The sequence below is a fragment of the Planococcus rifietoensis genome, assembly GCF_001465795.2.
GTDB classification, from domain to species: domain Bacteria; phylum Bacillota; class Bacilli; order Bacillales_A; family Planococcaceae; genus Planococcus; species Planococcus rifietoensis.
This window is the reverse complement of the sequence record NZ_CP013659.2, coordinates 1,802,523-1,825,922: the sequence shown is the minus strand read 5'-3', so window position 1 is coordinate 1,825,922 and position 23,400 is coordinate 1,802,523. Positions and strand designations below refer to the sequence as shown.

The window sequence follows — 23,400 nt, the reverse complement described above, 5'->3', positions numbered from 1 at the left end:
AATGTAGAGAAGTTTTATAAGGAGGTGCCACGAGTTGAGTCAATCAGAATTATATGTAAGTTTGGATATCGGGTCTTCCTCCGTCAAAGTATTGATCGGGGAAATGACCAATAAATCGTTGCACGTCATCGGCGTTGGCAACGTCAAATCTAATGGAATCAAAAAAGGTGCGATTGTTGATATAGATGCAACTGTACAGTCCATTAAAAAAGCCGTCGATCAGGCAGAGCGCATGATCGGCAAAGAAATCCACGAAGTGGTGCTGGGCATTCCAGCCAACCAAGTGGCATTGCAGCCGGTTAAGGGAATCGTTGCAGTAAACAGCGAGAACCGTGAAATTACGGATGAGGATTTGGAACGCGTTTTGGAAGCGGCACAAGTCATGTCGATTCCGCCAGAACGTGAGCTGGTCAATATCATTCCTGAAGAATATGTTGTCGACCACTTGGGCGAGATCAAAGACCCTAGAGGCATGATCGGCATCCGACTTGAAATGGATGGTACAATGGTGACGACTTCGAAAACGGTCTTGCACAATGTGCTTCGCTGTGTTGAACGCGCTGGCCTTGAAATCCGCGAGATTTATGTCCAACCGTTAGTAGCCGGAAGTTATGCATTGACGGAAGACGAAAAGAACCACGGAACGGCCTGCATCGATATCGGCGGTGGATCGACTTCCATCGCAGTATTCCGCGATGGCCATTTGCGTGCGGCATCCGTCATTCCAGTAGGCGGGGATCACGTAACGAAAGATTTATCGATCGTCTTGAAAACCCCGACAGAGCAGGCTGAAAAAATCAAGCTCGAACATGGCCACGCATTTTTCGACGATGCTTCAGAAGAAGAAGTATTCGAAGTGCCGGTAATCGGTTCGGATTCAAGAGAACAATACAGCCAAAAATACATATCTGAAATAATCGGAGTTCGCATGGAAGAACTTTTCGAATTGATTTTAGATGAGTTGTACCGCCTCGGCGTCGATGAGCTGCCTGGTGGTGTCGTATTGACAGGCGGAATGGCCAAAATGGACGGCCTTCCAGAGCTGGCTAGAAGCATTCTCCAAACGCGGGTGCGCTTGTTCACGCCTGAATTCATCGGAGTTCGCGAGCCGCAGTACACAACAGCGGTCGGATTGATCCAATACGCTTACGCAGAAGATTTGTTCTACGGAAACGTCGGCCATAGTTCAGCAGCGACACATTCGCAGAAACCTGAGTATGTGGAGCAGCAGCCGAAAAAGCAAAAGCAGCCGAAACAACCGAAACAGGATAACGAAGGTGTCGTAAGCAAAGCCAAAAAAATGTTTGATCGTTTTTTTGAATAAAATCATCATTGTGTCCGGCTTATGTTCAAAAGCTGAGCAATCTTAGGAGGAAAAAAGAATGTTGGAATTTGATACAAATATCGATGCATTAGCCGTAATTAAAGTCATTGGTGTCGGTGGCGGCGGAAACAACGCAGTCAACCGGATGATCGAACATGGAGTTCAAGGGGTGGAATTCATCGCTGTCAACACAGATGCGCAAGCCTTGAACCTTTCGAAAGCGGAAACACGCCTGCAAATCGGAGGAAAATTGACGCGCGGCCTTGGCGCTGGCGCTAACCCGGATGTCGGGAAAAAAGCAGCAGAAGAAAGCAAAGAACAGATCGAAGAAGCTTTGCGCGGAGCCGATATGGTCTTCGTCACTGCCGGTATGGGCGGAGGCACTGGTACGGGTGCTGCACCTGTCATCGCAGGCATCGCCAAAGAACTTGGCGCTTTGACAGTGGGTGTCGTTACTCGCCCGTTCACATTCGAAGGGCGCAAGCGCTCAACACAGGCTATCGGCGGAATCGCAACGATGAAAGAGTCAGTCGATACATTGATCGTTATCCCGAACGACCGCCTACTTGAAATCGTCGACAAAAATACGCCGATGCTAGAAGCATTCCGTGAAGCGGATAATGTTCTTCGCCAAGGTGTACAAGGCATCTCTGATTTGATCGCAGTTCCTGGTCTTATCAACCTTGACTTTGCCGATGTGAAAACGATCATGTCGAACAAAGGATCAGCACTTATGGGCATCGGTGTCTCTTCTGGAGAAAACCGTGCTGCCGAAGCAGCGAAAAAAGCTGTATCGAGCCCATTGCTTGAAGTATCTGTCGATGGGGCAAAAGGCGTCTTGATGAACATCACAGGCGGTTCGAACTTGAGCTTGTATGAAGTACAAGAAGCAGCCGATATCGTCGCTTCCGCTTCTGATGAAGAAGTGAACATGATCTTCGGTTCCGTTATCAACGACAACTTGAAAGATGAAATCGTCGTCACGGTTATCGCTACTGGATTCAACGAAGAACAATTGAACCCTGCTGGACGTGCACCACGCGGATCTGGATTGAACGCAAACCGCATCCAATCGATCCAGCAACAAAACCCGGCTCCTTCTATTCGTGAAGCACGCCGCGAAGAACAGTCCCAGCGCCGCGAAGAGCAAACTCCTTATTACAACCAGGAGCCTCAGCGCCAGGACAAGCAAAGTGAAGATGCGTTGGACATTCCGACATTCCTTCGCAACAGACAAAAACGCCGTTAATACGAAAACAGCTGCCAATTTGGCAGCTGTTTTTTTGTTTTAGGAAGGCTATAGAATTTCTTTTAACGGCGGTTGCCACGGTTCCTTCATAATTTTGTTGAAAAATAGGCGGCTTTATTGTTTTAATGCCAGGCTGAATTGATAAATCAGCTTCGGCTTGGTACAATAAAGTGAACGTCTATAGAAAAGTTGTGAGCAGATGAAAGCGATTAAACCGAAGTTTGAAGAAATGGCCCATACATTAAATCAAATCCATAGCGGCATTGAAATCGTCGCAGTCACAAAACAAGTCGGAATCGATAGAACCCAGGAAGCCGTCGATGCGGGCATCCGCCATCTCGGTGAAAACCGCCCGGAAGGCCTCAAGCTCAAGCATGGGAAGATCAAAGGCGATGTCGTTTGGCATTATATCGGTACGCTTCAGTCACGAAAAGTTAAGGAAGTGATCGGTTTGATCGATTATCTTCATTCCTTGGACCGCTTGAGCCTGGCGAAAGAAATCCAAAAACGTGCCGATAAGCCTGTCAATTGCTTTATTCAGGTTAATGTTTCCGGGGAGGATTCCAAAAGCGGCTTCTCTCCTGAAGAAGTTCCTGCTTTTATCGAATCCTTGAAGGAATTCGATAAGGTGCGTGTGATCGGCTTGATGACCATGGCTCCGAACACAGAAGATGAAACCTTGTTGAGAGCGACTTTTAAAGGTTTGAAAGACTTGCAGCTGCAAGTCGCAGCTAACCAATGGGAACACGCCCCTTGCACAGAATTGTCGATGGGCATGTCGAATGATTACCTGATTGCGGCTGAAGAAGGCGCGACATTCGTTCGCGTCGGGACCGCATTGGTAGGGTCGGAAAGTGAGGCGGAAAGATGAGCATGAAAGATAAATTCAAGAATTTCTTTTATCTGGACGAGTACGAGGAAGAGCCCGTCCAGGAAGAACGCAAGCAGCGGCCCGTGCAGCGTTATGAGAAGCCTGCCCCGGCTGCTGCCGAACAGCCGCAGAAGAAAGCACCGAAAGCACCAAAACCAGTGAAAGAACGCCGTGAGAATTTGGAGGAACCTACCGTGCAGAATTTAGTTAATTTGCAGAATTCATCTGCTTCTTCATCGAAAGTCAGTTTGGCGGAGCCGCGTGTTTATGCGGAAGCGCAGGACATTGCAGAAAGCTTGAAAACAAAACAGGCCGTCGTGGTCAACTTGCAGCGCATTGAACGGGACCAAGGCCTCCGGATCATCGATTTCCTGAGCGGCACTGTCTATGCACTAGGTGGGGACATTCAACGCATCGGAACGGACATTTTCCTATGCGTGCCGGACACGGTCGAAGTGGATGGCGCCATCTCCGATTATTATCACGACGATCAACAATAGAAAGGTGCTAAAAATCGAATGTATCTTCTTGTAAATTTATTGTTAAGCGCTATTAACATCTACTTTTATATCCTGATTATCAGCGTCTTCATGAGCTGGGTGCCGAGCATCAAGGAATCTGCATTCGGGCAGATGATCTCCCGGATTACAGATCCTTATCTGGATATTTTCCGCCGCTTCATCCCGCCGATCGGCATGATCGATATCTCACCGATTGTGGCTATTTTCTTCTTGAGCCTCGCAAGCCAAGGGATCATCACTTTGGCTGAGTACCTTCTCTGATAAGAAGCTGAATATATGGCAGCTGACATAGAAAGACGGAGAATCCATTTCTCTGTCTTTTTTTATTTGCGGCAATTAGCAAGAGGATTTTTCTGCTGTTTGTAGAATGCTTGTTAAACGAAGAACGAATCCAACAACCGGGGGGAACGGCCCATGGAAGAGATATTCCAGCATTTCAGAAAAGATGAACAACAATTTATCGAGCAGGCGTCAGATTGGCTGCGAGATGTAGAAGATATGTATGCGCCGAAGCTCACCGATTTTCTGGACCCGCGCCAGCGCTTTATCGTCAAATCGCTGATCGGCGGCAGGGATGTGGAAATGGCTGCTTCCGGCTTGTTCAACCAGGCAGAGCGCCAGCGCGTCTTGCTGCATCCTTCGTATTACGTTTCGGAAGAAAGTGATTTCCAAGTCACCATGTTCGAATTGCGCTATCCGGTGAAATTCGTCACCTTGAAGCATCCGGACATTCTCGGAGCGCTCATGTCGCTCGGTTTGGAACGAGGGAAATTCGGGGATATCCGGATCGGTGAAGGCACCGTGCAGCTCGCGGTGATGACAGAAATAGCGCCGTATTTGCGTGCCAATTTTATTAGCGCGGGCAAAGTGAAAGTCCAGCTCGAAGAAGTGACCGATCCCGCCGACTATCTCCCGGTCATCGAGGAGTGGACGGAAGAGGCACATACGGTCAGTTCGCTGCGGCTCGACACGGTCATGAGCTCGGTCTATAAGATTTCCCGCCAGAAAGCAGCCGCATTGATCGGCGGCGGTAAAGTGAAAGTCAATTGGACAGCACAAGAAAGTGTGTCGTTTGAACTCCACGAATCCGATTTGATTTCAGCGAGAGGGCTCGGGAGGGTGCAAATCATCGCAATCGAAGGACGAACGAAAAAGGACAAGATCCGCCTGCAGGTCGGCAAATTGGAATTGAAAAAATAAAACACCGGCGAATGTGGTGAATATTACTGATATTTCTCGCCATGACAGGTATAATGAGTTTAAACATGCAGAGAGTAAGGAGAGATACGATGCCTTTATCACCATTAGATATACATAATAAAGAGTTCAGCCGCGCATTCCGCGGTTATCAAGAAGATGAGGTCAATGAATTCCTCGAACAGATCATGAAAGATTACGAAAAAGTCATTAAAGAACGGACTGAAATGGAAGAGCGCATGAAATCTACGGATGAGCGCATGGGCCATTTCACCAATCTGGAAACGACTTTGCAGAAATCGATCTTCGTCGCTCAGGAAGCGTCAGAAGAAGTCCGCCGCAACGCACAGAAAGAAGCGGATTTGATCGTCCAGGAAGCGGAGAAGAATGCAGACCGCATCGTCAATGAATCTTTGGCGAAAGCGCGCCGCATCGCGACCGAAATCGAAGAGTTGAAAAAGCAGTCGAAGATTTTCCGCAATCGCTTCAAGATGCTAGTGGAAGCGCAGCTGGATTTGATTGAAACGGAAGACTGGAACACATTGCTTGAATACGACTTAGACACGGAGAATATCGATCAGATCGAAAAGAAAGAAGCCGGAAGCGCAGCGAAGGAATAAGCCCGCTCTTGACTGAGGCCCATTCTGCTTCTATAATTACGACATACTTACAAACGCATTGATGGAGACAGTACAAAACGGAAATCCGATCGAGCGAGCCGGGGGCGGTGGAAGCCTGGCGCGGGGCCGTCTTGGAAAATCACTCCTGAGCTGGACCGGTGAACGCAAGTAACCGGGCCCGTCCCCGCCACGTTACGGTGTAGAGTTGGCAGCACACAGCTGCAACAAGGGTGGTACCGCGAGCTTCTCGTCCCTTTCCAGGGATGGGGGCTTTTTATTATGCTTACAGGAGGAATGGAAAATGGATTATAAAGATACATTATTGATGCCGAAAACCGAGTTTCCGATGCGCGGCAATTTGCCGAACCGGGAACCTGAAATGCAAAAGAAATGGGAAGAAATGGACATCTATAAAAAAGTCCAGGACCGGACAAAAGGCCGTCCGTTCTTCGTGCTTCATGATGGTCCGCCATACGCAAACGGCGACCTTCACATGGGACATGCTTTAAACAAGGTCTTAAAGGATATGATTGTCCGTTCGCGCAGCATGATGGGCTTCCACGCCCCGTACGTCCCAGGCTGGGATACGCACGGTTTGCCGATCGAGCAAGCATTGACCAATAAAGGCGTCAACCGCAAAGAATTGTCTTTGGCGGAATTCCGCAAGCTTTGTGAAGAGTATGCGTACGAACAAATCGACAGCCAGCGCTCACAATTTAAACGGATTGGCGTACGAGGCGATTGGGAAAACCCATACGTCACGTTGAAACCTTCTTACGAAGCGCGCCAAATCGAAGTGTTCGGCAAAATGGCCAATAAAGGCTATATCTATAAAGGCTTGAAGCCGGTTTATTGGTCCCCGTCCAGTGAATCGTCTCTTGCTGAAGCAGAGATCGAGTATCACGATAAAAAATCACCATCCATCTATGTATCCTTCCCGGTTACAGACGGAAAAGGCGTTTTGGATGAAGGCGTCAAGCTGGTCATCTGGACGACGACGCCTTGGACGATCCCTGCCAACCTCGGGATTTCTGTACATGCGGATCTGGATTACGTGGAAGTCGCTCACGGCGGTTCGAAATTCGTCGTCGCGAAAGATTTGCTCGAAGAAGTGGCGAAAGAGCTGGAATGGATGGATTATGAAGTAGTCCGCACAGTGAAAGGCCAGGAACTGGAGCATATCCAAGCGAAACACCCATTGTATGACCGTACGTCACTCGTCATGCTTGGCGACCATGTTACGACCGATTCCGGTACAGGTTGTGTCCATACCGCACCTGGACACGGGGAAGATGACTTCTTGATCGGTAAGAAATACGGATTGGACGTTCTTTGCCCAGTTGATGAGCGCGGCGTCATGACAGAGGAAGCGCCAGGATTTGCGGGCGAGTTCTACGACAAAGCGAATAAATCGATCACTGAAGCATTAGATGAAGCAGGCGCACTAGAAGCCTTGTCATTCATCACCCACTCCTATCCACATGACTGGCGTACGAAAAAACCGGTCATCTACCGTGCGACTGCGCAATGGTTTGTATCGATCGATGCGTTCCGCGACCAGATCTTAAAAGCGATCGATGAGACATCGTTCACGCCGGCTTGGGGCGAAACCCGCCTTTACAATATGCTGCGCGACCGCGGCGACTGGAACATTTCCCGCCAGCGCGTATGGGGCGTCCCGATTCCGGTATTTTATGCGGAAAACGGCGATCCGGTCATCACAGAAGAAACGATTGCGCATATCGCTGAGCTATTCCGCGAGCACGGATCGAACATCTGGTTCGAGCGCACGGCAGCGGAATTATTGCCGGAAGGCTTTACGCACCCGAGCAGCCCGAATGGCATCTTTACGAAAGAAATGGATATCATGGACGTTTGGTTCGATTCCGGTTCGTCCCATCAGGCAGTGCTCGATGAGCGTGAAGACCTTCAATACCCGGCTGACCTTTATCTCGAAGGCTCTGACCAATACCGCGGCTGGTTCAACTCATCGCTTACGACGAGCGTCGCCATCAACGGCATCGCTCCGTATAAAGGCGTCTTGAGCCACGGCTTTACATTGGACGGCAACGGCCGCAAAATGAGTAAATCGCTTGGCAATACCATCGTGCCGGCAAAAGTCATGAACCAAATGGGTGCGGACATCCTGCGCCTATGGGTTTCTTCTGTTGACTATACGGCAGATGTGCGCGTATCGGATGACAACTTCAAGCAAGTGTCGGAAGTGTACCGCAAGATCCGCAACACGCTGAAATTCCTTCACGGCAACTTGGCTGATTTTGATGAGACAAAAGATCGCGTGCCGTTTGAAGACATGCGTGAAATGGATCAGTACATGGCTATGAAATTGAATAAACTAATCGAAACAGCCACAAAAGGCTATAAAAACTATGAATTCGCCTCTGTCTATTTGGCATTGAACAGCTATTGCGCGAATGATCTCAGCTCGTTCTACCTGGATGTCGCAAAAGATGTCGTCTATATCGAACGTGCCGACCATCCACATCGCCGTGCGATGCAGACGGTCATGTACGATAGCTTGATGGCGCTTGTGAAGCTTGCTTCGCCGATCATCCCGCATACGGCGGATGAAATGTGGTCGTATCTGGAATCCGCTTCTGAAGAAAGCGTCCAGTTGACGGACTTCCCAGAAGCAGTGGAGCGTTCTGAATTCAAGGATCTGGAAGCGAAATGGAGCCGTTTCATGGACGTCCGAGACGATGTCCTGAAAGCTTTGGAAGAAGCGCGTGCGGCGAAAACGATCGGAAAATCGCTTGAAGCGAAAGTGACGGTCTTTGCCAGTGAAGAACTGGCGAACTTGTTGCCAGCGATCGATTCGAATCTGGCGCAATTGTTTATCGTGTCCGAATATGAATTCGGCGGAGCGAGAGAGCAAGCGCCTGAAAACGCATTGTCACTTGATGAAGTGTCAGTCGTCGTCGAAAAAGCGCAAGGCGAGAAATGCGGCCGCTGCTGGACGATTTCCAAGCATGTCGGCGAATCGGAAGCACATCCTGAGCTTTGCCCGCGTTGTGCGGAAGTCGTTGAAATCGAATACGCTTAAGTTTGAACGGTCCGAAAGCCGGTTATCCGGTTTTCGGACTTTTTTCTTTTTTCGCCCGCTCTGTGTTAAAATGAATAGACTGATGAATGACGGAGGAAATACAAGTGATTTATTATGGGATTGCTCTACTTATTATTGCATTGGATCAATGGACCAAATGGCTGGTCGTCAAAAATATGGAGCTCGGGGAACGGATTCCTGTGCTCGAACCGTATCTGGGATGGCTTTCCCACCGCAATCGCGGCGCGGCTTGGGGGATGCTAGAAGGGCAGATGTGGCTGTTTGCCATCATCACTATTGTAGTGATCGTGGCGATTCTGTATTATTTCCATAAGCATGCCGGAGGGCAGCCGCTGTTTCAATTGGCGCTGATGGTGCTACTAGGAGGCGCAATCGGTAATTTCATCGACCGGATGTACCGCGGTGAAGTCGTCGATTTTGTCGATGTGCTGATTCCAGTAATCAATTATGATTTTCCGATCTTCAATGTAGCGGATGCTGCATTGACCATTGGTGTCGTCTTAATGGTCATTTACGTGATCATGGATGAAAAACAACAAAAGAAAAAGGTGTCTTAATGGAAGAACTGATGATAAACATTACAGAAGAACAAAAAGGCGAGCGGATCGACAAAGTGATCTCTGCCATCGATGAGGAATGGTCACGTTCGCAGATCAGCAATTGGGTCAAAGATGGCCATATCAAAGTAAATGGTGAAACGGTGAAGCCGAATTACAAAGTGCGTTTGGAAGATGAGATCCTCATCACGCCGCCGCTATTGGAAGAATTGGATGCAGAACCGGAAAACTTGAACCTCGATATCGTCTATGAAGATGAAGACGTGCTCGTCGTTAACAAACCGAAAGGCATGGTCGTCCATCCGGCGCCAGGACATGCGAGTGGGACGCTCGTCAACGGCCTCATGTATCATTGCACTGACTTATCGGGCATCAATGGCATCGTGCGCCCGGGAATCGTCCACCGCATCGATAAAGATACGTCTGGCTTGTTGATGGTCGCGAAAAACGATCTCGCCCATGCATCTTTAGTGGATCAATTGGTCGAAAAATCGGTGACGCGCAAATACATCGCACTTGTCCACGGGCATATCGCCCACGACAAAGGCACCATTGATGCCCCAATCGCTAGAGATCCGAAAGAGCGCCAGAAGATGGCTGTTGTCGATAAAGGCAAGCATGCGGTGACTCATTTCACCGTTCTTGAGCGTTTCGGCGATTTCACATTAGTGGAATGTCGGCTTGAAACGGGACGCACGCATCAAATCCGTGTCCATATGCGCTATATCGGCTTCCCGCTTGTCGGAGACCCGAAATACGGACCGAGAAAAACGATGGATATCGGCGGTCAGGCCTTGCATGCTGGCGTCATCGGCTTTATCCATCCGCGAACGAAAGAATACCTGGAATTCTCAGCTCCACTGCCAGCAGAATTCGAAGAACTTCTTGAGACTCTCCGCTAAGGGGGTTGACAAATGAAATGGCTGTTCTTTATACTTAGACCAGTCAACTGAATACGCATCACCTTTAAGAACAGTCCAGAGAGGCTGAAAAGGGATATTCGCAAAGCCGGAAGTGTGTCTTCTGGAAGGTTTTTTTCTGCGCTTATGCACCCTTCGCCTCTTCGGCGGAGGGTTTTTTTCATGCAGAAATTTCGATGTAATCATAAAGGAGTGGAACACATGGCAGAGAAAGCGGTCATCCTCGATGACAAGGCAATCGGGCGCGCGATTACACGCATCGCCCACGAAATCATCGAGCGCAATAAAGGAATCGACGGATGCATCTTAGTCGGCATCAAGACAAGGGGCGCATTCATCGCCAAGCGTTTGGCGGAGAAAATCGAACAAATCGAAGGCAAGCCCATTCTGACAGGCGAACTGGACATCACGCTTTACCGGGATGATTTAAGCCAGAAAAACCCGGGCCAGGAACCGCTTGTCCAGCAAGTCGATATCGAGCATAGCATCAAAGACCAGAAAGTCATCCTGGTCGACGACGTACTCTACACGGGCCGCACTGTCCGCGCAGCAATGGACGCGGTCATGGACCTCGGCCGACCGGCACAGATACAGCTCGCCGTATTGATCGACCGGGGACACCGGGAGTTGCCGATCCGTTCCGATTATGTCGGAAAAAACATTCCGACATCGAGCGAAGAACGGATTGTGGTCGAAATGACAGAAAGCGACAGCACCGACCGCGTCACCATCAACGACTAAGAATCATTACAGAGACAGGGGAGAAACAGCTTGAGCAATGCCATTCTAGACATACACGATAAACCAAAAACGGGGCAATGGATTTCCCTTAGCTTGCAGCACATGTTCGCCATGTTCGGCGCAACGATCCTGGTGCCGCAGCTAGTTGGCTTGAGCCCCGCGATCGCGCTATTGACGAGCGGCATCGCCACGATCATTTTCGTCCTCATCACACAATTCAAAGTGCCGGCTTACCTCGGGTCTTCATTCGCCTTTATTGTCCCGATACAGATCGCGACGGAAACAGGCGGCATCGGGTCAGCGATGATCGGCGCGATGTTCGTCTCGCTCGTCTATGCGATCGTCTCGCTGATCATCTGGAAGACTGGCTATAAATGGCTCATGAAATTGCTGCCGCCGATTGTCGTCGGCCCGGTCATCATCGTCATCGGGCTGGCACTGTCCGGCACAGCGGTCGACATGGCCATGAACATCCCAACGGCAGATGGCGGCTCTGAATACAGCCTGCTGCATTTCTCAGCAGCACTCGTAACGCTCGCCACGGCCATCATCTGCAATATTTACTTCAAGAACATCATCTCGCTCATGCCGATCCTGATTGGCATCATCGCGGGTTACGCTTACTCGGCACTCATCGGCATCATCGACTTTAGCCCAGTGGCTGCTGCGAACTGGTTCCAAGTACCGGAATTCCTCGTGCCGGGAATCGATTATTCTTTCCAAGTGACGCCGACATTGCTGTTCGTCATGGTACCAATCGCGATCGTCACGATCTCTGAGCATATCGGGCATCAATTGGTGCTCGGCAAGATCGTCGACCGCAACTACATAAAAGACCCGGGCCTTCATCGCTCGATTTTGGGCGACGGCATCGGGACGTTTATCTCCTCGCTTGTCGGGGGGCCGCCAAAAACGACTTACGGCGAGAACATCGGCGTACTTGCCATCACGAAAGTGTTCAGCGTCTATGTCATTCTGGGTGCTGCGGTCTTCGCCATCCTGTTCTCGTTCTTCGGAAAACTGATGGCGGTCATCGATACCATCCCGACAGCAGTGCTCGGGGGCATCTCGATCCTGCTGTTCGGCATCATCGCTTCGTCCGGACTACGGATGCTGGTCGATAACGGCATCGACTTCGGCAATAACCGCAACTTGGTCATCTCGTCGGTCATCCTGGTCATCGGGATCGGCGGCGCGAAACTCGAGTTCAGTGAATCGTTCGCGATCGAAGGAATGGCGCTAGCCGCCATCGTCGGCGTAATCTTGAACTTAATCCTGCCTGGGCTCAACAAACAGGAAGTGGATGATGGAACTGAATAAACTTACCTTTTAAGGAATGTCCAGAGAGGCATGGAAAGGGTTATGGATAGGGGTGCAGTCTACCCTTATTTCCTTACACCTTCCTGCCCCTGGGAAGGTGTTTTTTTGTACAGTCAACGAAAGGGCGTGAGCAAATTGCCGAATCTGTTAACGATGAACAATCTTGAAAATGACAAAATCATGAATTTGCTGAAGCGAGCCGAACAATTCGAAAAAGGTGAAAAAGCGTCTCTCGACGGGGCGGTCGTCAATTTATTTTTCGAACCGAGCACACGGACGAAGATGAGCTTCGAGATGGCTGAACATCGTCTTGGACTATCCGTCCTGCCATTCGAAACGGCCTTTTCCAGCATCCTAAAAGGCGAAACGCTCTACGACACGGTGAAAACGATGGAAGCGATCGGCGTCAAGGCGGTCATCATCCGCCACGAGGAAGAAGAATATTACCAGCAGCTAGCAGGCTGCAAGGTAGCGGTCATCAACGGCGGCGATGGCTCGGGCCAGCACCCGACGCAATCGCTGCTCGATCTGTACACGATCCATCAGGAGTTCGGCCGCATCGACGGCATCCACGTGACGATTGTCGGGGATATCGCCCATAGCCGTGTCGCCAAATCGAATGCCGCCGCACTCAAGCAGCTGGGCGCGAAAGTAAGCTTCGTGTGTCCGGAAGAGTGGAGCGGCGACTACGATACGACCGATGATTTGGATGCCTTGATCGGGGAAACGGATGTCGTCATGATGCTCCGCGTGCAGCATGAACGCCACGCCGTCTCCGCATTATTTTCCAAAGAACGCTACCATATTGAGTTCGGGTTGACAGAAGCACGCGAGCGCAAAATGAAAAAAGACGCCATCATCATGCATCCGGCACCAATCAACCGGGGAGTGGAGATCGCGGATTCGCTCGTCGAATGCCAGCGTTCAAGAATCTTCAAACAAATGGAAAACGGCGTCTTCGTCCGGATGGCCGTACTCGAATATGCAATGAAAGGGAGAGAATAAAATGGGATTATTCATTAAGAACGTAAAGATGTTGAACGGGGAACAATTGGAGGAAACGAACATCCGCGTCAAGGATGGCCGCATCGAGGAGATCGGCGCACAGTTGAACGGGCAGGGAGAAACGGAAATCGACGGCAAAGGCCGAATGATTGCACCAGGATTTGTGGACGTCCATGTCCATCTGCGTGAACCGGGGGGAGAGAAAAAGGAAACCATCGAAAGCGGCACGAAATCAGCAGCACGCGGCGGCTATACGACCATCTGCGCCATGCCGAATACACGGCCGGTACCCGACACGAAAGAAAATCTCGATCACGTCAACGGCTTGATCGAAAAAAATGCGCTCATCCGGGTTTTGCCGTATGCATCCATCACGATCCGCGAAGCGGGCAAAGAACGGACCAATTTGAAAGAACTGAAAGAACACGGCGCCTTTGCGTTCACGGACGACGGCGTTGGCATCCAGGAAGCAGCGATGATGCTCGAGACGATGAAAGAGGCCGCAGCGCTCGACATGGCTGTCGTCGCCCATTGCGAAGACAATAGCCTGATCTACGGCGGCGTCATGCATGACGGCAAGCGAAGCCGAGAGCTGGGCTTGCCTGGAATCCCGTCTGTTGCGGAATCAGTCCATATCGCGCGCGACATCCTGCTCGCTGAAGCGGCAGGCGCCCATTACCATGTCTGCCACGTCAGCACGAAAGAGTCGGTGCGTGTCATCCGTGATGCGAAAAAAGCAGGTGTCCGCGTCACGGCGGAAGTAACGCCTCATCATCTCTTGCTAACGGAAGAGGACATCCCAGGCGACGATGCGAACTACAAAATGAACCCGCCGCTTCGCGCGAAAGAAGATTACGAAGCGCTTCACGAAGGACTGCTCGACGGCACGCTCGATTTCATTGCGACGGACCACGCCCCGCATGCTGCGGAAGAAAAAGCGAACGGCATGGAAAAAGCGCCGTTTGGCATCGTCGGATTCGAAACGGCGTTCCCGCTCCTGTATACGGAATTTGTCCAAAGCGGCAAATGGACACTCCAGCAATTGATCGGCTGGCTGACGAAAAAACCTGCGGATGTGTTCGGCCTTCCTTACGGGACGATTGAAGCAGGGCAAGCGGCCGACTTGGTGCTGCTCGACTTGGACAAACAGCAGGAAATCCGCACGGAAGATTTTCTTTCCAAAGGAACGAATACACCATTTGGCGGACAAACTTGCACCGGCTGGCCAGTAATGACCATTTTCGGCGGTGACATCGCATGGCAGGAGGAAAACTGATGAAACGTTATTTGATCTTAGAAGACGGCACAGTATTCGCAGGGGAAGCATTCGGCGCACAAACGGCATCATTTGGGGAAGTGGTGTTCAACACGAGCATGACCGGCTATCAGGAAATCCTCTCCGATCCATCCTATTGCGGGCAGATTGTCACGATGACGTACCCGCTGCAAGGCAATTACGGCATCAACAGCGATGACTTCGAATCGATCGACCCAGCCGTCAAAGGCATGGTCGTCCGGGAAGCTGCTGATTTTCCGTCGAATTTCAGAAGCACCATGAGCTTGAGCGAATTGCTTGAGAAAAAAGGCATCCCGGGCATCGCGGGAATCGATACGCGAAAGCTGACACGATTGATCCGCGTCAACGGATCGATCAAAGGCATCTTGACAGCTGCTGGGGAAGAGCCGGATGTGGAACAAGTGGTCGAGAAGCTGAAAGAAACCCCTTTGCCGACTGATCAAGTGGCGCAAGTATCGATTACACGCCCTTATCCAAGCCCGGGACGCGGCAAGCGCGTCGTATTGATCGATTACGGCATGAAGCACGGGATTTTGCGCGAGCTGAACAAACGCAAATGCGACGTCATCGTTGTGCCACATAATACGAGCGCGCAGGAAATTCTCGCCTGGGGCCCAGACGGCGTCATGCTGTCAAACGGCCCAGGAGACCCGAAAAACGTTCCCGAATGTGTGGAAGTCGTCGGCGAACTACTCGGCGAAGTGCCGATTTTCGGGATTTGCCTCGGACATCAATTATTCGCAAGAGCGTGCGGTGCTGAGACGTTCAAGCTGAAGTTCGGCCACCGCGGCGGCAACCACCCGGTGCGCGATTTGGTCACCGGCAAAATCGAAATCACATCACAAAACCACGGCTACGCAGTCGATGAAGAAACCTTGCAAGGCACGCGCCTAAAAGTGACACATAGTGCACTCAATGACGGAACGAACGAAGGACTCGCGCACCTTGATTACCCAGCCTTTACCGTCCAGTACCATCCGGAATCCTCACCGGGACCGGAAGACTCAAATTATCTATTCGACCGATTTTTGGAAATGATGAACGCACAGCGGAAGGAGCAACAACATGCCTAAAAGACAAGATATCAAAAGCATCCTCGTAATTGGTTCAGGCCCGATCGTCATCGGCCAAGCTGCAGAATTTGACTATGCGGGCACACAAGCTTGCCTCGCCTTGAAAGAAGAAGGCTACCGCGTCATTTTGATCAACTCCAACCCGGCGACAATCATGACCGATACCGAAATCGCCGATAAAGTGTATATCGAACCGATCACTTTGGAATTCGTCAGCCGGATCCTTAGAAAAGAGCGGCCGGATGCACTGCTTGCGACTCTCGGCGGGCAGACAGGGCTCAACATGGCCATCGAACTGGACGAATCTGGAATTTTGGATGAACTGGATATTGAAATCTTAGGAACCAAGCTGGAAGCGATCCATAAAGCGGAAGACCGCGATTTGTTCCGCACTTTGATGAACGAACTCGGGGAACCGGTACCGGATTCTGATATCATCCACAATATGGAAGAAGCGAAACGTTTTGTGGAGAGAATCGGCTATCCGGTTATCGTCCGACCAGCCTTTACACTTGGCGGAACGGGCGGCGGCATCTGCCATAACGACGAACAACTGCATGAAATCGTGGCGAGCGGTTTGAAATACAGCCCAGTGACACAATGCTTGCTGGAAAAATCGATTGCCGGTTTCAAAGAAATCGAATACGAAGTGATGCGCGATGCGGAAGATACCGCCATCGTCGTCTGTAATATGGAAAACATCGATCCGGTCGGCATCCATACCGGTGACTCAATCGTCGTCGCACCGAGCCAAACCTTGTCGGATCGTGAATACCAAATGCTCCGCAACGTGTCATTGAAAATCATCCGCGCCTTGAAAATTGAGGGGGGCTGCAACGTCCAGCTCGCGCTCGACCCGAACAGCTTCGATTATTACATCATCGAAGTAAACCCGCGCGTCAGCCGTTCGTCGGCGTTGGCATCCAAAGCGACTGGCTACCCGATCGCCAAACTGGCGGCGAAAATCGCAGTCGGCTTGACGCTTGGCGAAATGATGAACCCGGTAACAGGGCGTACTTACGCCGCTTTCGAACCGGCACTCGACTATGTCGTATCGAAAATCCCGCGCTGGCCGTTCGATAAATTCGAATCGGCAAAACGCAACCTCGGCACGCAAATGAAAGCAACCGGCGAAGTCATGGCGATGGGCCGGACGTTTGAGGAATCGATGCTGAAAGCGGTCCGTTCGCTTGAAACCGGTCAATTCCATCTGGAGCTGAAAAACGGCGACACGATGAGCGACGAATGGATCGAAAAACGCATCCGCAAAGCCGGCGACGAGCGGCTGTTCTTTATCGGCGAAGCGCTCCGCCGCGGTGTGACGATCGAAACGATTCACGACTGGAGCCAAATCGATTTGTTCTTCCTGGAGAAGTTCGACAAAATCGTCCGCTTTGAAGAAGTCTTGCAGCAAAATCCGTTTGATTATGAGACAACGAGAAAAGCCAAACGCATGGGCTTTGCAGATAGAACGATTGCCAAGCTATGGTCATCGGAAGAAGCAAAAGTATACGAGTGGCGCAAAGCACAAGGCTTGATGCCGGTCTATAAAATGGTCGACACATGCGCTGCGGAATTCGAATCGGAAACGCCTTATTTCTACGCCAGCTACGAAGACGAAAACGAATCGATCCGCACCGACAAAGAAAGCGTCATCGTGCTCGGATCAGGCCCCATCCGCATCGGCCAGGGCGTCGAATTCGATTACGCAACGGTCCATTCCGTCTGGGCGATCAAAGAAGCCGGCTACGAAGCAATCATCATCAACAATAACCCGGAGACGGTGTCGACCGATTTCTCTATTTCCGACAAGCTCTACTTTGAACCGCTGACAATTGAAGATGTCATGCACATCATCGACCTCGAACAACCGAAAGGCGTCGTCGTCCAGTTCGGTGGGCAGACGGCAATTAACTTGGCCGACAAGCTCGAGAAAAATGGCGTGAAGATTCTCGGCACTACGCTTGAAGACATCGACAGAGCGGAAAACCGCAATAAATTCGAAGCGGCGCTCCATGAAATCGGCATCCCGCAACCACTCGGCAAAACGGCCGTGTCGACAGAAGAAGCGGTGGTCATCGCTTCGGACATCGGCTACCCGGTACTGGTCCGCCCGTCTTACGTACTCGGCGGCCGTGCAATGGAAATCGTCTACAACGAAAGCGACTTGATTCACTACATGGAACACGCAGTCGAAGCAAGCCCTGAGCATCCGGTGTTAGTCGACCGTTACTTGACAGGCGAAGAAATTGAAGTCGATGCGATCTGCGACGGCGAGAATGTCCTGATTCCTGGAATCATGGAACATATTGAACGGGCAGGGGTGCACTCCGGTGACTCGATTGCCGTCTATCCGCCGCAAAACATCTCGCAACAGCAAATCGAGACTTTGACGGATTACACGACACGGCTTGCCAAAGGTTTGAATATCGTCGGCCTGTTGAACATCCAGTACGTCATCTCAAAAGGTGAAGTGTTCGTCATCGAAGTCAATCCGCGCTCAAGCCGGACGGTGCCGTTCCTCAGCAAAATCACCGGCATTCCGATGGCGAACATCGCAACGAAAGCGATATTGGGGCAAAGCATCATCGAACAAGGCTATACGACGGGGCTAGCGCCGCTGAAAAAAGGCGTCTACGTCAAAGTGCCGGTGTTCTCATTCGCAAAACTGCGCCGCGTCGATATCACGCTCGGGCCAGAAATGAAATCGACCGGGGAAGTGATGGGCAAAGACGTCACGCTTGAAAAAGCACTTTATAAAGGGCTAGCTGCGGCTGGCATGGAAGTGAAAGACCATGGCACCGTTCTTCTGACTGTCTCGGATAAGGATAAAGAAGAAGCAGTTGGACTGGCGAAACGCTTCCGGGATATCGGATACCAAATTATGGCAACTGGCGGTACAGCGCAAGCTTTCGAATCTGCAGGCATTGCCGTGGCTGAAGTCGGAAAAATCGGTGCGGAAGGCCGTACTTTGCTGGATGTCATCCAAAACGGCGATGCACAAATCGTCATCAACACGCTGACAAAAGGCAAGCAGCCGGAACGTGACGGATTCCGCATACGCCGGGAATCGGTTGAAAACGGAGTACCGTGCTTGACTTCACTCGATACAGCGGAAGCGATGCTCAGAGTCATCGAATCGATGACATTCCAGGCAGAGGAAATGGGGGCAGGTGTATGATCAAACAGGAAAAAATGGCGATCGTCTCCCAAATTGAAATCGCAAAGAATATTTTTGAACTGACCGTCGCAGGTTCTTTGGTACAGGAAATGAACGAACCGGGGCAATTTGTCCATGTGCGTGTGGCAGACAGCTTTGAACCGCTATTGCGCCGGCCGATCTCAGTGGCGAAAATCGACAAGGAAGCATCGAGCTTCACGATGATCTACCGGTCGGAAGGGCGCGGGACGAGCTTATTGTCCCAAAAGACAGAACGCGACACACTCGATGTCCTGGGGCCGCTCGGACATGGTTTCCCGGTTGACGAAGCTGGAAAGAAAGCCTATTTGATCGGCGGGGGGATCGGTGTGCCGCCGCTATACGAACTGGCATTGCAACTGAATGCAAAAGGTGTGGAAACTGTCCACATTCTTGGGTTTGAAAGCAGTGAAGCGGTGTTTTATGAAGATAAATTCCGCGCTCTCGGCGATACGCATATTGCAACAGTCGACGGTTCGCACGGGACGGAAGGTTTCGTGACCCATATTTTGAATGGCTTGCCGAATGACTTTGATACCTATTATTCCTGCGGGCCGACGCCAATGCTCGAAGCGGTGCAATGGGCGTACCCAGAGAAAAAGGGGTTTTTGTCTTATGAACAGCGCATGGGCTGCGGCATCGGGGCATGCTTTGCGTGCGTCTGCCGGACGACTAGAAGCGAAACGGATTACATCAAAGTATGTTCCGATGGCCCTGTATTTCCAGCAGGGGTGGTGATTTCATGACGGATTTACGCGTGAAATTGCCTGGGCTCGACTTGAAAAACCCGATCATGCCGGCATCCGGCTGTTTCGGATTCGGGAAAGAATACGCCCAGCTCTATGATTTGTCGAAACTCGGCTCGATCATGATCAAAGCGACAACTGCCGAGATGCGTCTCGGAAATCCGACACCGCGCGTTGCGGAAACTTCATCCGGCATGCTCAATGCCATCGGGCTGCAAAACCCGGGGCTTGAAAAAGTGTTCGGCGAGGAATTGCCTTGGCTCGATCAATTCGAAGTGCCGATCATCGCCAATGTCGCCGGGTCGCTCGCAGAGGACTATGTCGAAGTGGCAAAAACCATTTCCAAGGCACCGAATGTCCACGCACTGGAATTGAATATTTCCTGCCCAAATGTCAAGCAGGGCGGCATCACATTCGGGACGGACCCGAACGTCGCAAAAGAATTGACACGCATGGTAAAAGACGTTTCGGACGTGCCGGTTTACGTGAAACTATCGCCGAACGTTACCGATGTCGTCCAGCTCGCCAAAGCGGTCGAAGAAGGCGGAGCGGATGGCATCACGATGATCAATACACTGCTCGGCATGCGGCTTGACCCAAAAACGGGACGCCCGGTCATCGCCAATATTACAGGCGGCTTGTCAGGACCGGCGATCAAACCCGTGGCACTTCGTATGGTGTACGAAGTGAGACGCCATACAAAGCTGCCCATCATCGGAATGGGCGGCGTCACGGAAGTGGATGACGTCATCGACTTTCTTTCAGCGGGAGCAAATGCTGTCGCGGTTGGCACAGCGAACTTTGTCAATCCGTTTGTATGCCCTGAACTCATCGACAAGCTGCCGGAACGCTTGCATGAACTGGGCTACGAATCCGTTCAAGAACTCATCGGAAGGAGCCATCGCCTATGACCAGCAAACCGATCATTGCACTCGATTTCCCCTCGAAGCTCGATGTGGAAGAATTTCTCTCGGAGTTTACGGAACCCTTGTTCCTAAAAGTCGGAATGGAATTGTTCTACCAGGAGGGGCCGGAACTCGTTCATACATTGAATCGCTACGGCCATGATATTTTCCTGGATTTGAAATTGCACGATATCCCGAATACCGTTGAAGCCGCCATGCGCCGCATCGCAGAACTTGGCGTCGATATGGTCAATGTTCACGCAGCGGGCGGCCTTGCCATGATGGAAGCCGCAAAACGAGGACTTGCCGGAAGTGGGACAAAATTGATCGCAGTGACGCAATTAACTTCGACGAGCGAAGAACAGATGCAACAAGAGCAATTGATTTCGGCGAGCCTCGAACAATCGGTTGTGCATTACGCGAAACTGGCGAAACAGGCGGGGCTTGACGGTGTCGTCTGTTCGGTCCATGAAGCGAAAGCGATCGGCGTGGCATGTGGCGACGATTTCCTGCGCGTCACGCCGGGTATCCGCCCGGCTGCATCGGAAAGCCATGACCAAAAGCGCATCGCGACGCCAAGCGATGCAAAAGCACAAGGTTCGACCCATATCGTCGTCGGGAGAGCCATCACCCGTTCGGAAAACCCGCAAAAAAGCTATGATTACATCAATGGAGAATGGAGCGGTCGTTCATGAAAAAACAAATCGCACAACAGCTATTATCAATCGGCGCGGTGGAGCTGCGCCCGAACGATCCTTTTACTTGGGCATCTGGCGTCAAATCTCCGATTTACTGCGACAATCGGCTGACGATGTCTTATCCAACAGTCCGTAATGCAATCGCTGACGGGCTCGCGGAAACAATCCGCCGCGAGTATCCGGATGCGCAAGTGATTGCAGGAACCGCGACGGCGGGCATTCCGCATGCGGCGTGGGTGGCTGAACGCCTGGATCTGCCAATGGTCTATGTGCGTTCGAAACCGAAAGGCCATGGGCAATCGAATTTGATCGAAGGAAAAATCGAGCCAGGCCAAAAAGCCGTCGTCATCGAAGACTTGATTTCCAAAGGAGGGTCGGTGCTGCAGGCGGCACAAGCATTGCAAGATGCCGGCTTTGAAGTGGCGGGAATTGCCGCGATCTTCACTTACGGGCTGCCTCAAGCACAGCAAGCGATAGAGGAAGCGGGATTCACTTTCCACACCTTGACGGATTTCCCGGCACTGGTTGAACAAGCCAGGGAAAGCGGAGCGATAGCGGCAGAGGATTTGCCGATGCTCAGCGAATGGCACGAAAAACTGAAAGCTGGCGCATTGACTTCATAAGAAAACCTTCGCACATCGACAGGATGTGTGAAGGTTTTTTCATCTGCTTAAGGAAATAAACAAAGCGAAAAAGGGGTATGGTACCACTAACGATAAGGAGGCGGTAGACATGGGACTTACCAAACAAGAAATCCACAAATGGACGGATGAGCATCCGCTGATGGCGGATTTGCTCGACTTGAAGCCGATCGTCTGGCTGAACCCAAAGCGCAGAGAAATGGATCAAGTACAGGGCTTGCCGGTGACAATGCATGATTTGGAGGAGGCAGAGCAATTATGGCTGCGCTTTGCCCCGTATTTAATGAAAGTGTTCCCCGAGACAGTTGAAACAGGAGGGATCATCGAATCGGAATTGCGGCAAGCTGGACACATGCAGCATCAACTGGAAGCGTATTATGGAGAGCAGCTGCCGGGAAAATTATACGTTAAATGCGACAACGAACTGCCTGTGGCGGGATCGGTGAAGGCACGCGGCGGATTTTTTGAAGTGCTGCGCTATGCAGAGAACTTGGCGCTAAAGGAAGGGCTAATTACGCATGAGGATTCTTACGAATGGTTTGCAACGGAACAAGCCAAAAAATTCTTTGGAAGCTATCCTGTCGGCGTCGGCTCGACCGGGAATTTAGGCTTGAGCATCGGCATCATTAGCGCAGAACTCGGTTTCAAGGTCTCCGTCTATATGTCAGCGGATGCCAAAGGGTGGAAAAAAGAGCTGCTGCGGAAAAAAGGCGTCCGCGTTGTCGAATTCAGCGGCGACTTCAGTGAAGCGGTCACGGCAGGACGAGAAGAGACGCTGCGTTTGCCGAATGGTTATTTTGTCGATGACGAGAAATCACGCGAATTGTTTCTCGGCTATAGCGTGGCGGCACTTCGTTTGAAACATCAACTCGAACAAAGGAATATTCCGGTAGACAAAGAGCATCCGCTATTCGTCTACTTGCCATGCGGTGTCGGCGGGGCGCCAGGTGGCATCGCATTTGGGCTGCGCCATCTGTTCGGCGACCACGTCCATCCGGTGTTCATCGAACCGACGCATTCCCCTGCCGTCTTGCTCGGTCTCATGACGGGCTTGAAGAGCGGCATCTGCGTCCAGGACATAGGCATCGACAATAGGACGGAAGCAGACGGGCTCGCCGTCGGCAGGGCATCGAGCTTTGCATCGGAGAGTTCCGAGCAATTGATTTCAGGGATTGTGACTATCGAAGACGAAGAGTTATTCCCGCTGCTCGCCATGCTGAAAGATAGCGAAGAAATCAAAATCGAACCTTCCGCAGCAGCTGGGTTTGCCGGGCCATTTATGATGGCAGCGACAAACTACGCTGAAGAACATGACACGGATGCGGAAAAAGCGACACATATCGTCTGGCTGACAGGAGGAGCGCTCGTGCCCGAGGAAGAGATGGACGACTTTTATGGAAGAGGGGTAAAGAAACTGAAACGATAGGGAGG

The 23,400-nt window shown here is 51.3% G+C and carries 21 protein-coding genes and 1 other annotated feature; all 21 genes read left to right on the top strand.

The window, feature by feature from the left end:
- Nucleotides 1-34 precede the first annotated feature (34 nt).
- The 21 genes from ftsA to AUC31_RS09015 all read left to right on the top strand — a co-directional run bounded on the left by ftsA (nt 35) and on the right by AUC31_RS09015 (nt 23,395).
- A complete protein-coding gene (gene ftsA, locus AUC31_RS09115; RefSeq protein WP_058383515.1) occupies nt 35-1,324 on the top strand; it encodes a cell division protein FtsA in 1,290 nt (429 codons plus the stop codon).
- A gap of 58 nt (nt 1,325-1,382) precedes the next feature.
- Nucleotides 1,383-2,573: a cell division protein FtsZ gene (ftsZ, locus tag AUC31_RS09110; RefSeq protein WP_058383516.1), complete on the top strand. Its 1,191-nt coding sequence runs from the start codon at nt 1,383-1,385 to the stop codon at nt 2,571-2,573.
- Nucleotides 2,574-2,772: 199 nt separating this feature from the next.
- Entirely contained in the window at nt 2,773-3,444 is a 672-nt protein-coding gene (locus AUC31_RS09105) for a YggS family pyridoxal phosphate-dependent enzyme (protein ID WP_058383517.1), read from the top strand.
- Complete coding sequence (locus AUC31_RS09100) at nt 3,441-3,944, top strand: cell division protein SepF (RefSeq protein WP_058383518.1); 504 nt, start codon at nt 3,441-3,443, stop codon at nt 3,942-3,944. The genes AUC31_RS09105 and AUC31_RS09100 overlap by 4 nt, the downstream gene beginning before the upstream one ends.
- An 18-nt stretch (nt 3,945-3,962) precedes the next feature.
- Nucleotides 3,963-4,226, top strand: coding sequence for a YggT family protein (locus AUC31_RS09095; RefSeq protein WP_058383519.1), 264 nt, complete (start codon nt 3,963-3,965; stop codon nt 4,224-4,226).
- 153 nt (nt 4,227-4,379) lie between these two features.
- Nucleotides 4,380-5,165 carry a YlmH family RNA-binding protein gene (locus tag AUC31_RS09090; RefSeq protein ID WP_058383520.1) on the top strand — a complete coding sequence of 262 codons (786 nt, stop codon included), beginning with the start codon at nt 4,380-4,382 and terminating at the stop codon, nt 5,163-5,165.
- A gap of 89 nt (nt 5,166-5,254) precedes the next feature.
- On the top strand, nt 5,255-5,782 hold the full coding sequence (locus AUC31_RS09085) for a DivIVA domain-containing protein (protein ID WP_058383521.1): 528 nt from the start codon (nt 5,255-5,257) through the stop codon (nt 5,780-5,782).
- A gap of 49 nt (nt 5,783-5,831) precedes the next feature.
- Nucleotides 5,832-6,040 (top strand) — a binding site (T-box leader).
- Between the two features lie 43 nt (nt 6,041-6,083).
- Nucleotides 6,084-8,846 carry an isoleucine--tRNA ligase gene (gene ileS, locus AUC31_RS09080; protein ID WP_058383522.1) on the top strand — a complete coding sequence of 921 codons (2,763 nt, stop codon included), beginning with the start codon at nt 6,084-6,086 and terminating at the stop codon, nt 8,844-8,846.
- Between the two features lie 104 nt (nt 8,847-8,950).
- Nucleotides 8,951-9,424 carry a signal peptidase II gene (gene lspA, locus AUC31_RS09075; protein WP_174520022.1) on the top strand — a complete coding sequence of 158 codons (474 nt, stop codon included), beginning with the start codon at nt 8,951-8,953 and terminating at the stop codon, nt 9,422-9,424.
- Entirely contained in the window at nt 9,424-10,326 is a 903-nt protein-coding gene (locus AUC31_RS09070; protein WP_058383524.1) for an RluA family pseudouridine synthase, read from the top strand. Before lspA ends, AUC31_RS09070 begins: the two co-directional genes overlap by 1 nt.
- A 219-nt stretch (nt 10,327-10,545) precedes the next feature.
- Entirely contained in the window at nt 10,546-11,085 is a 540-nt protein-coding gene (gene pyrR, locus AUC31_RS09065) for a bifunctional pyr operon transcriptional regulator/uracil phosphoribosyltransferase PyrR (RefSeq protein ID WP_058383525.1), read from the top strand.
- Between the two features lie 30 nt (nt 11,086-11,115).
- Nucleotides 11,116-12,405, top strand: coding sequence for a solute carrier family 23 protein (locus tag AUC31_RS09060; protein ID WP_058383526.1), 1,290 nt, complete (start codon nt 11,116-11,118; stop codon nt 12,403-12,405).
- A 135-nt stretch (nt 12,406-12,540) separates the two neighbouring features.
- Entirely contained in the window at nt 12,541-13,410 is an 870-nt protein-coding gene (locus AUC31_RS09055; RefSeq protein WP_058383817.1) for an aspartate carbamoyltransferase catalytic subunit, read from the top strand.
- A 1-nt stretch (nt 13,411) separates the two neighbouring features.
- A complete protein-coding gene (locus AUC31_RS09050) occupies nt 13,412-14,686 on the top strand; it encodes a dihydroorotase (RefSeq protein ID WP_058383527.1) in 1,275 nt (424 codons plus the stop codon).
- Nucleotides 14,686-15,780, top strand: coding sequence for a carbamoyl phosphate synthase small subunit (locus tag AUC31_RS09045; RefSeq protein WP_058383528.1), 1,095 nt, complete (start codon nt 14,686-14,688; stop codon nt 15,778-15,780). The genes AUC31_RS09050 and AUC31_RS09045 overlap by 1 nt, the downstream gene beginning before the upstream one ends.
- Nucleotides 15,773-18,961, top strand: coding sequence for a carbamoyl-phosphate synthase large subunit (gene carB / locus AUC31_RS09040; RefSeq protein ID WP_058383529.1), 3,189 nt, complete (start codon nt 15,773-15,775; stop codon nt 18,959-18,961). The genes AUC31_RS09045 and carB overlap by 8 nt, the downstream gene beginning before the upstream one ends.
- Nucleotides 18,958-19,725, top strand: a complete 768-nt coding sequence (locus AUC31_RS09035) for a dihydroorotate dehydrogenase electron transfer subunit (protein ID WP_058383530.1) — start codon at nt 18,958-18,960, stop codon at nt 19,723-19,725. Before carB ends, AUC31_RS09035 begins: the two co-directional genes overlap by 4 nt.
- Nucleotides 19,722-20,636 (top strand): dihydroorotate dehydrogenase, encoded by a 915-nt coding sequence (locus AUC31_RS09030; RefSeq protein ID WP_058383531.1) that lies wholly within the window; start codon nt 19,722-19,724, stop codon nt 20,634-20,636. Before AUC31_RS09035 ends, AUC31_RS09030 begins: the two co-directional genes overlap by 4 nt.
- On the top strand, nt 20,633-21,325 hold the full coding sequence (pyrF, locus tag AUC31_RS09025; protein WP_058383532.1) for an orotidine-5'-phosphate decarboxylase: 693 nt from the start codon (nt 20,633-20,635) through the stop codon (nt 21,323-21,325). Before AUC31_RS09030 ends, pyrF begins: the two co-directional genes overlap by 4 nt.
- Nucleotides 21,322-21,951 carry an orotate phosphoribosyltransferase gene (pyrE, locus tag AUC31_RS09020; RefSeq protein WP_058383533.1) on the top strand — a complete coding sequence of 210 codons (630 nt, stop codon included), beginning with the start codon at nt 21,322-21,324 and terminating at the stop codon, nt 21,949-21,951. Before pyrF ends, pyrE begins: the two co-directional genes overlap by 4 nt.
- 109 nt (nt 21,952-22,060) lie before the next feature.
- A complete protein-coding gene (locus AUC31_RS09015) occupies nt 22,061-23,395 on the top strand; it encodes a D-serine ammonia-lyase (protein ID WP_058383534.1) in 1,335 nt (444 codons plus the stop codon).
- The last annotated feature ends 5 nt before the right edge of the window (nt 23,396-23,400 follow it).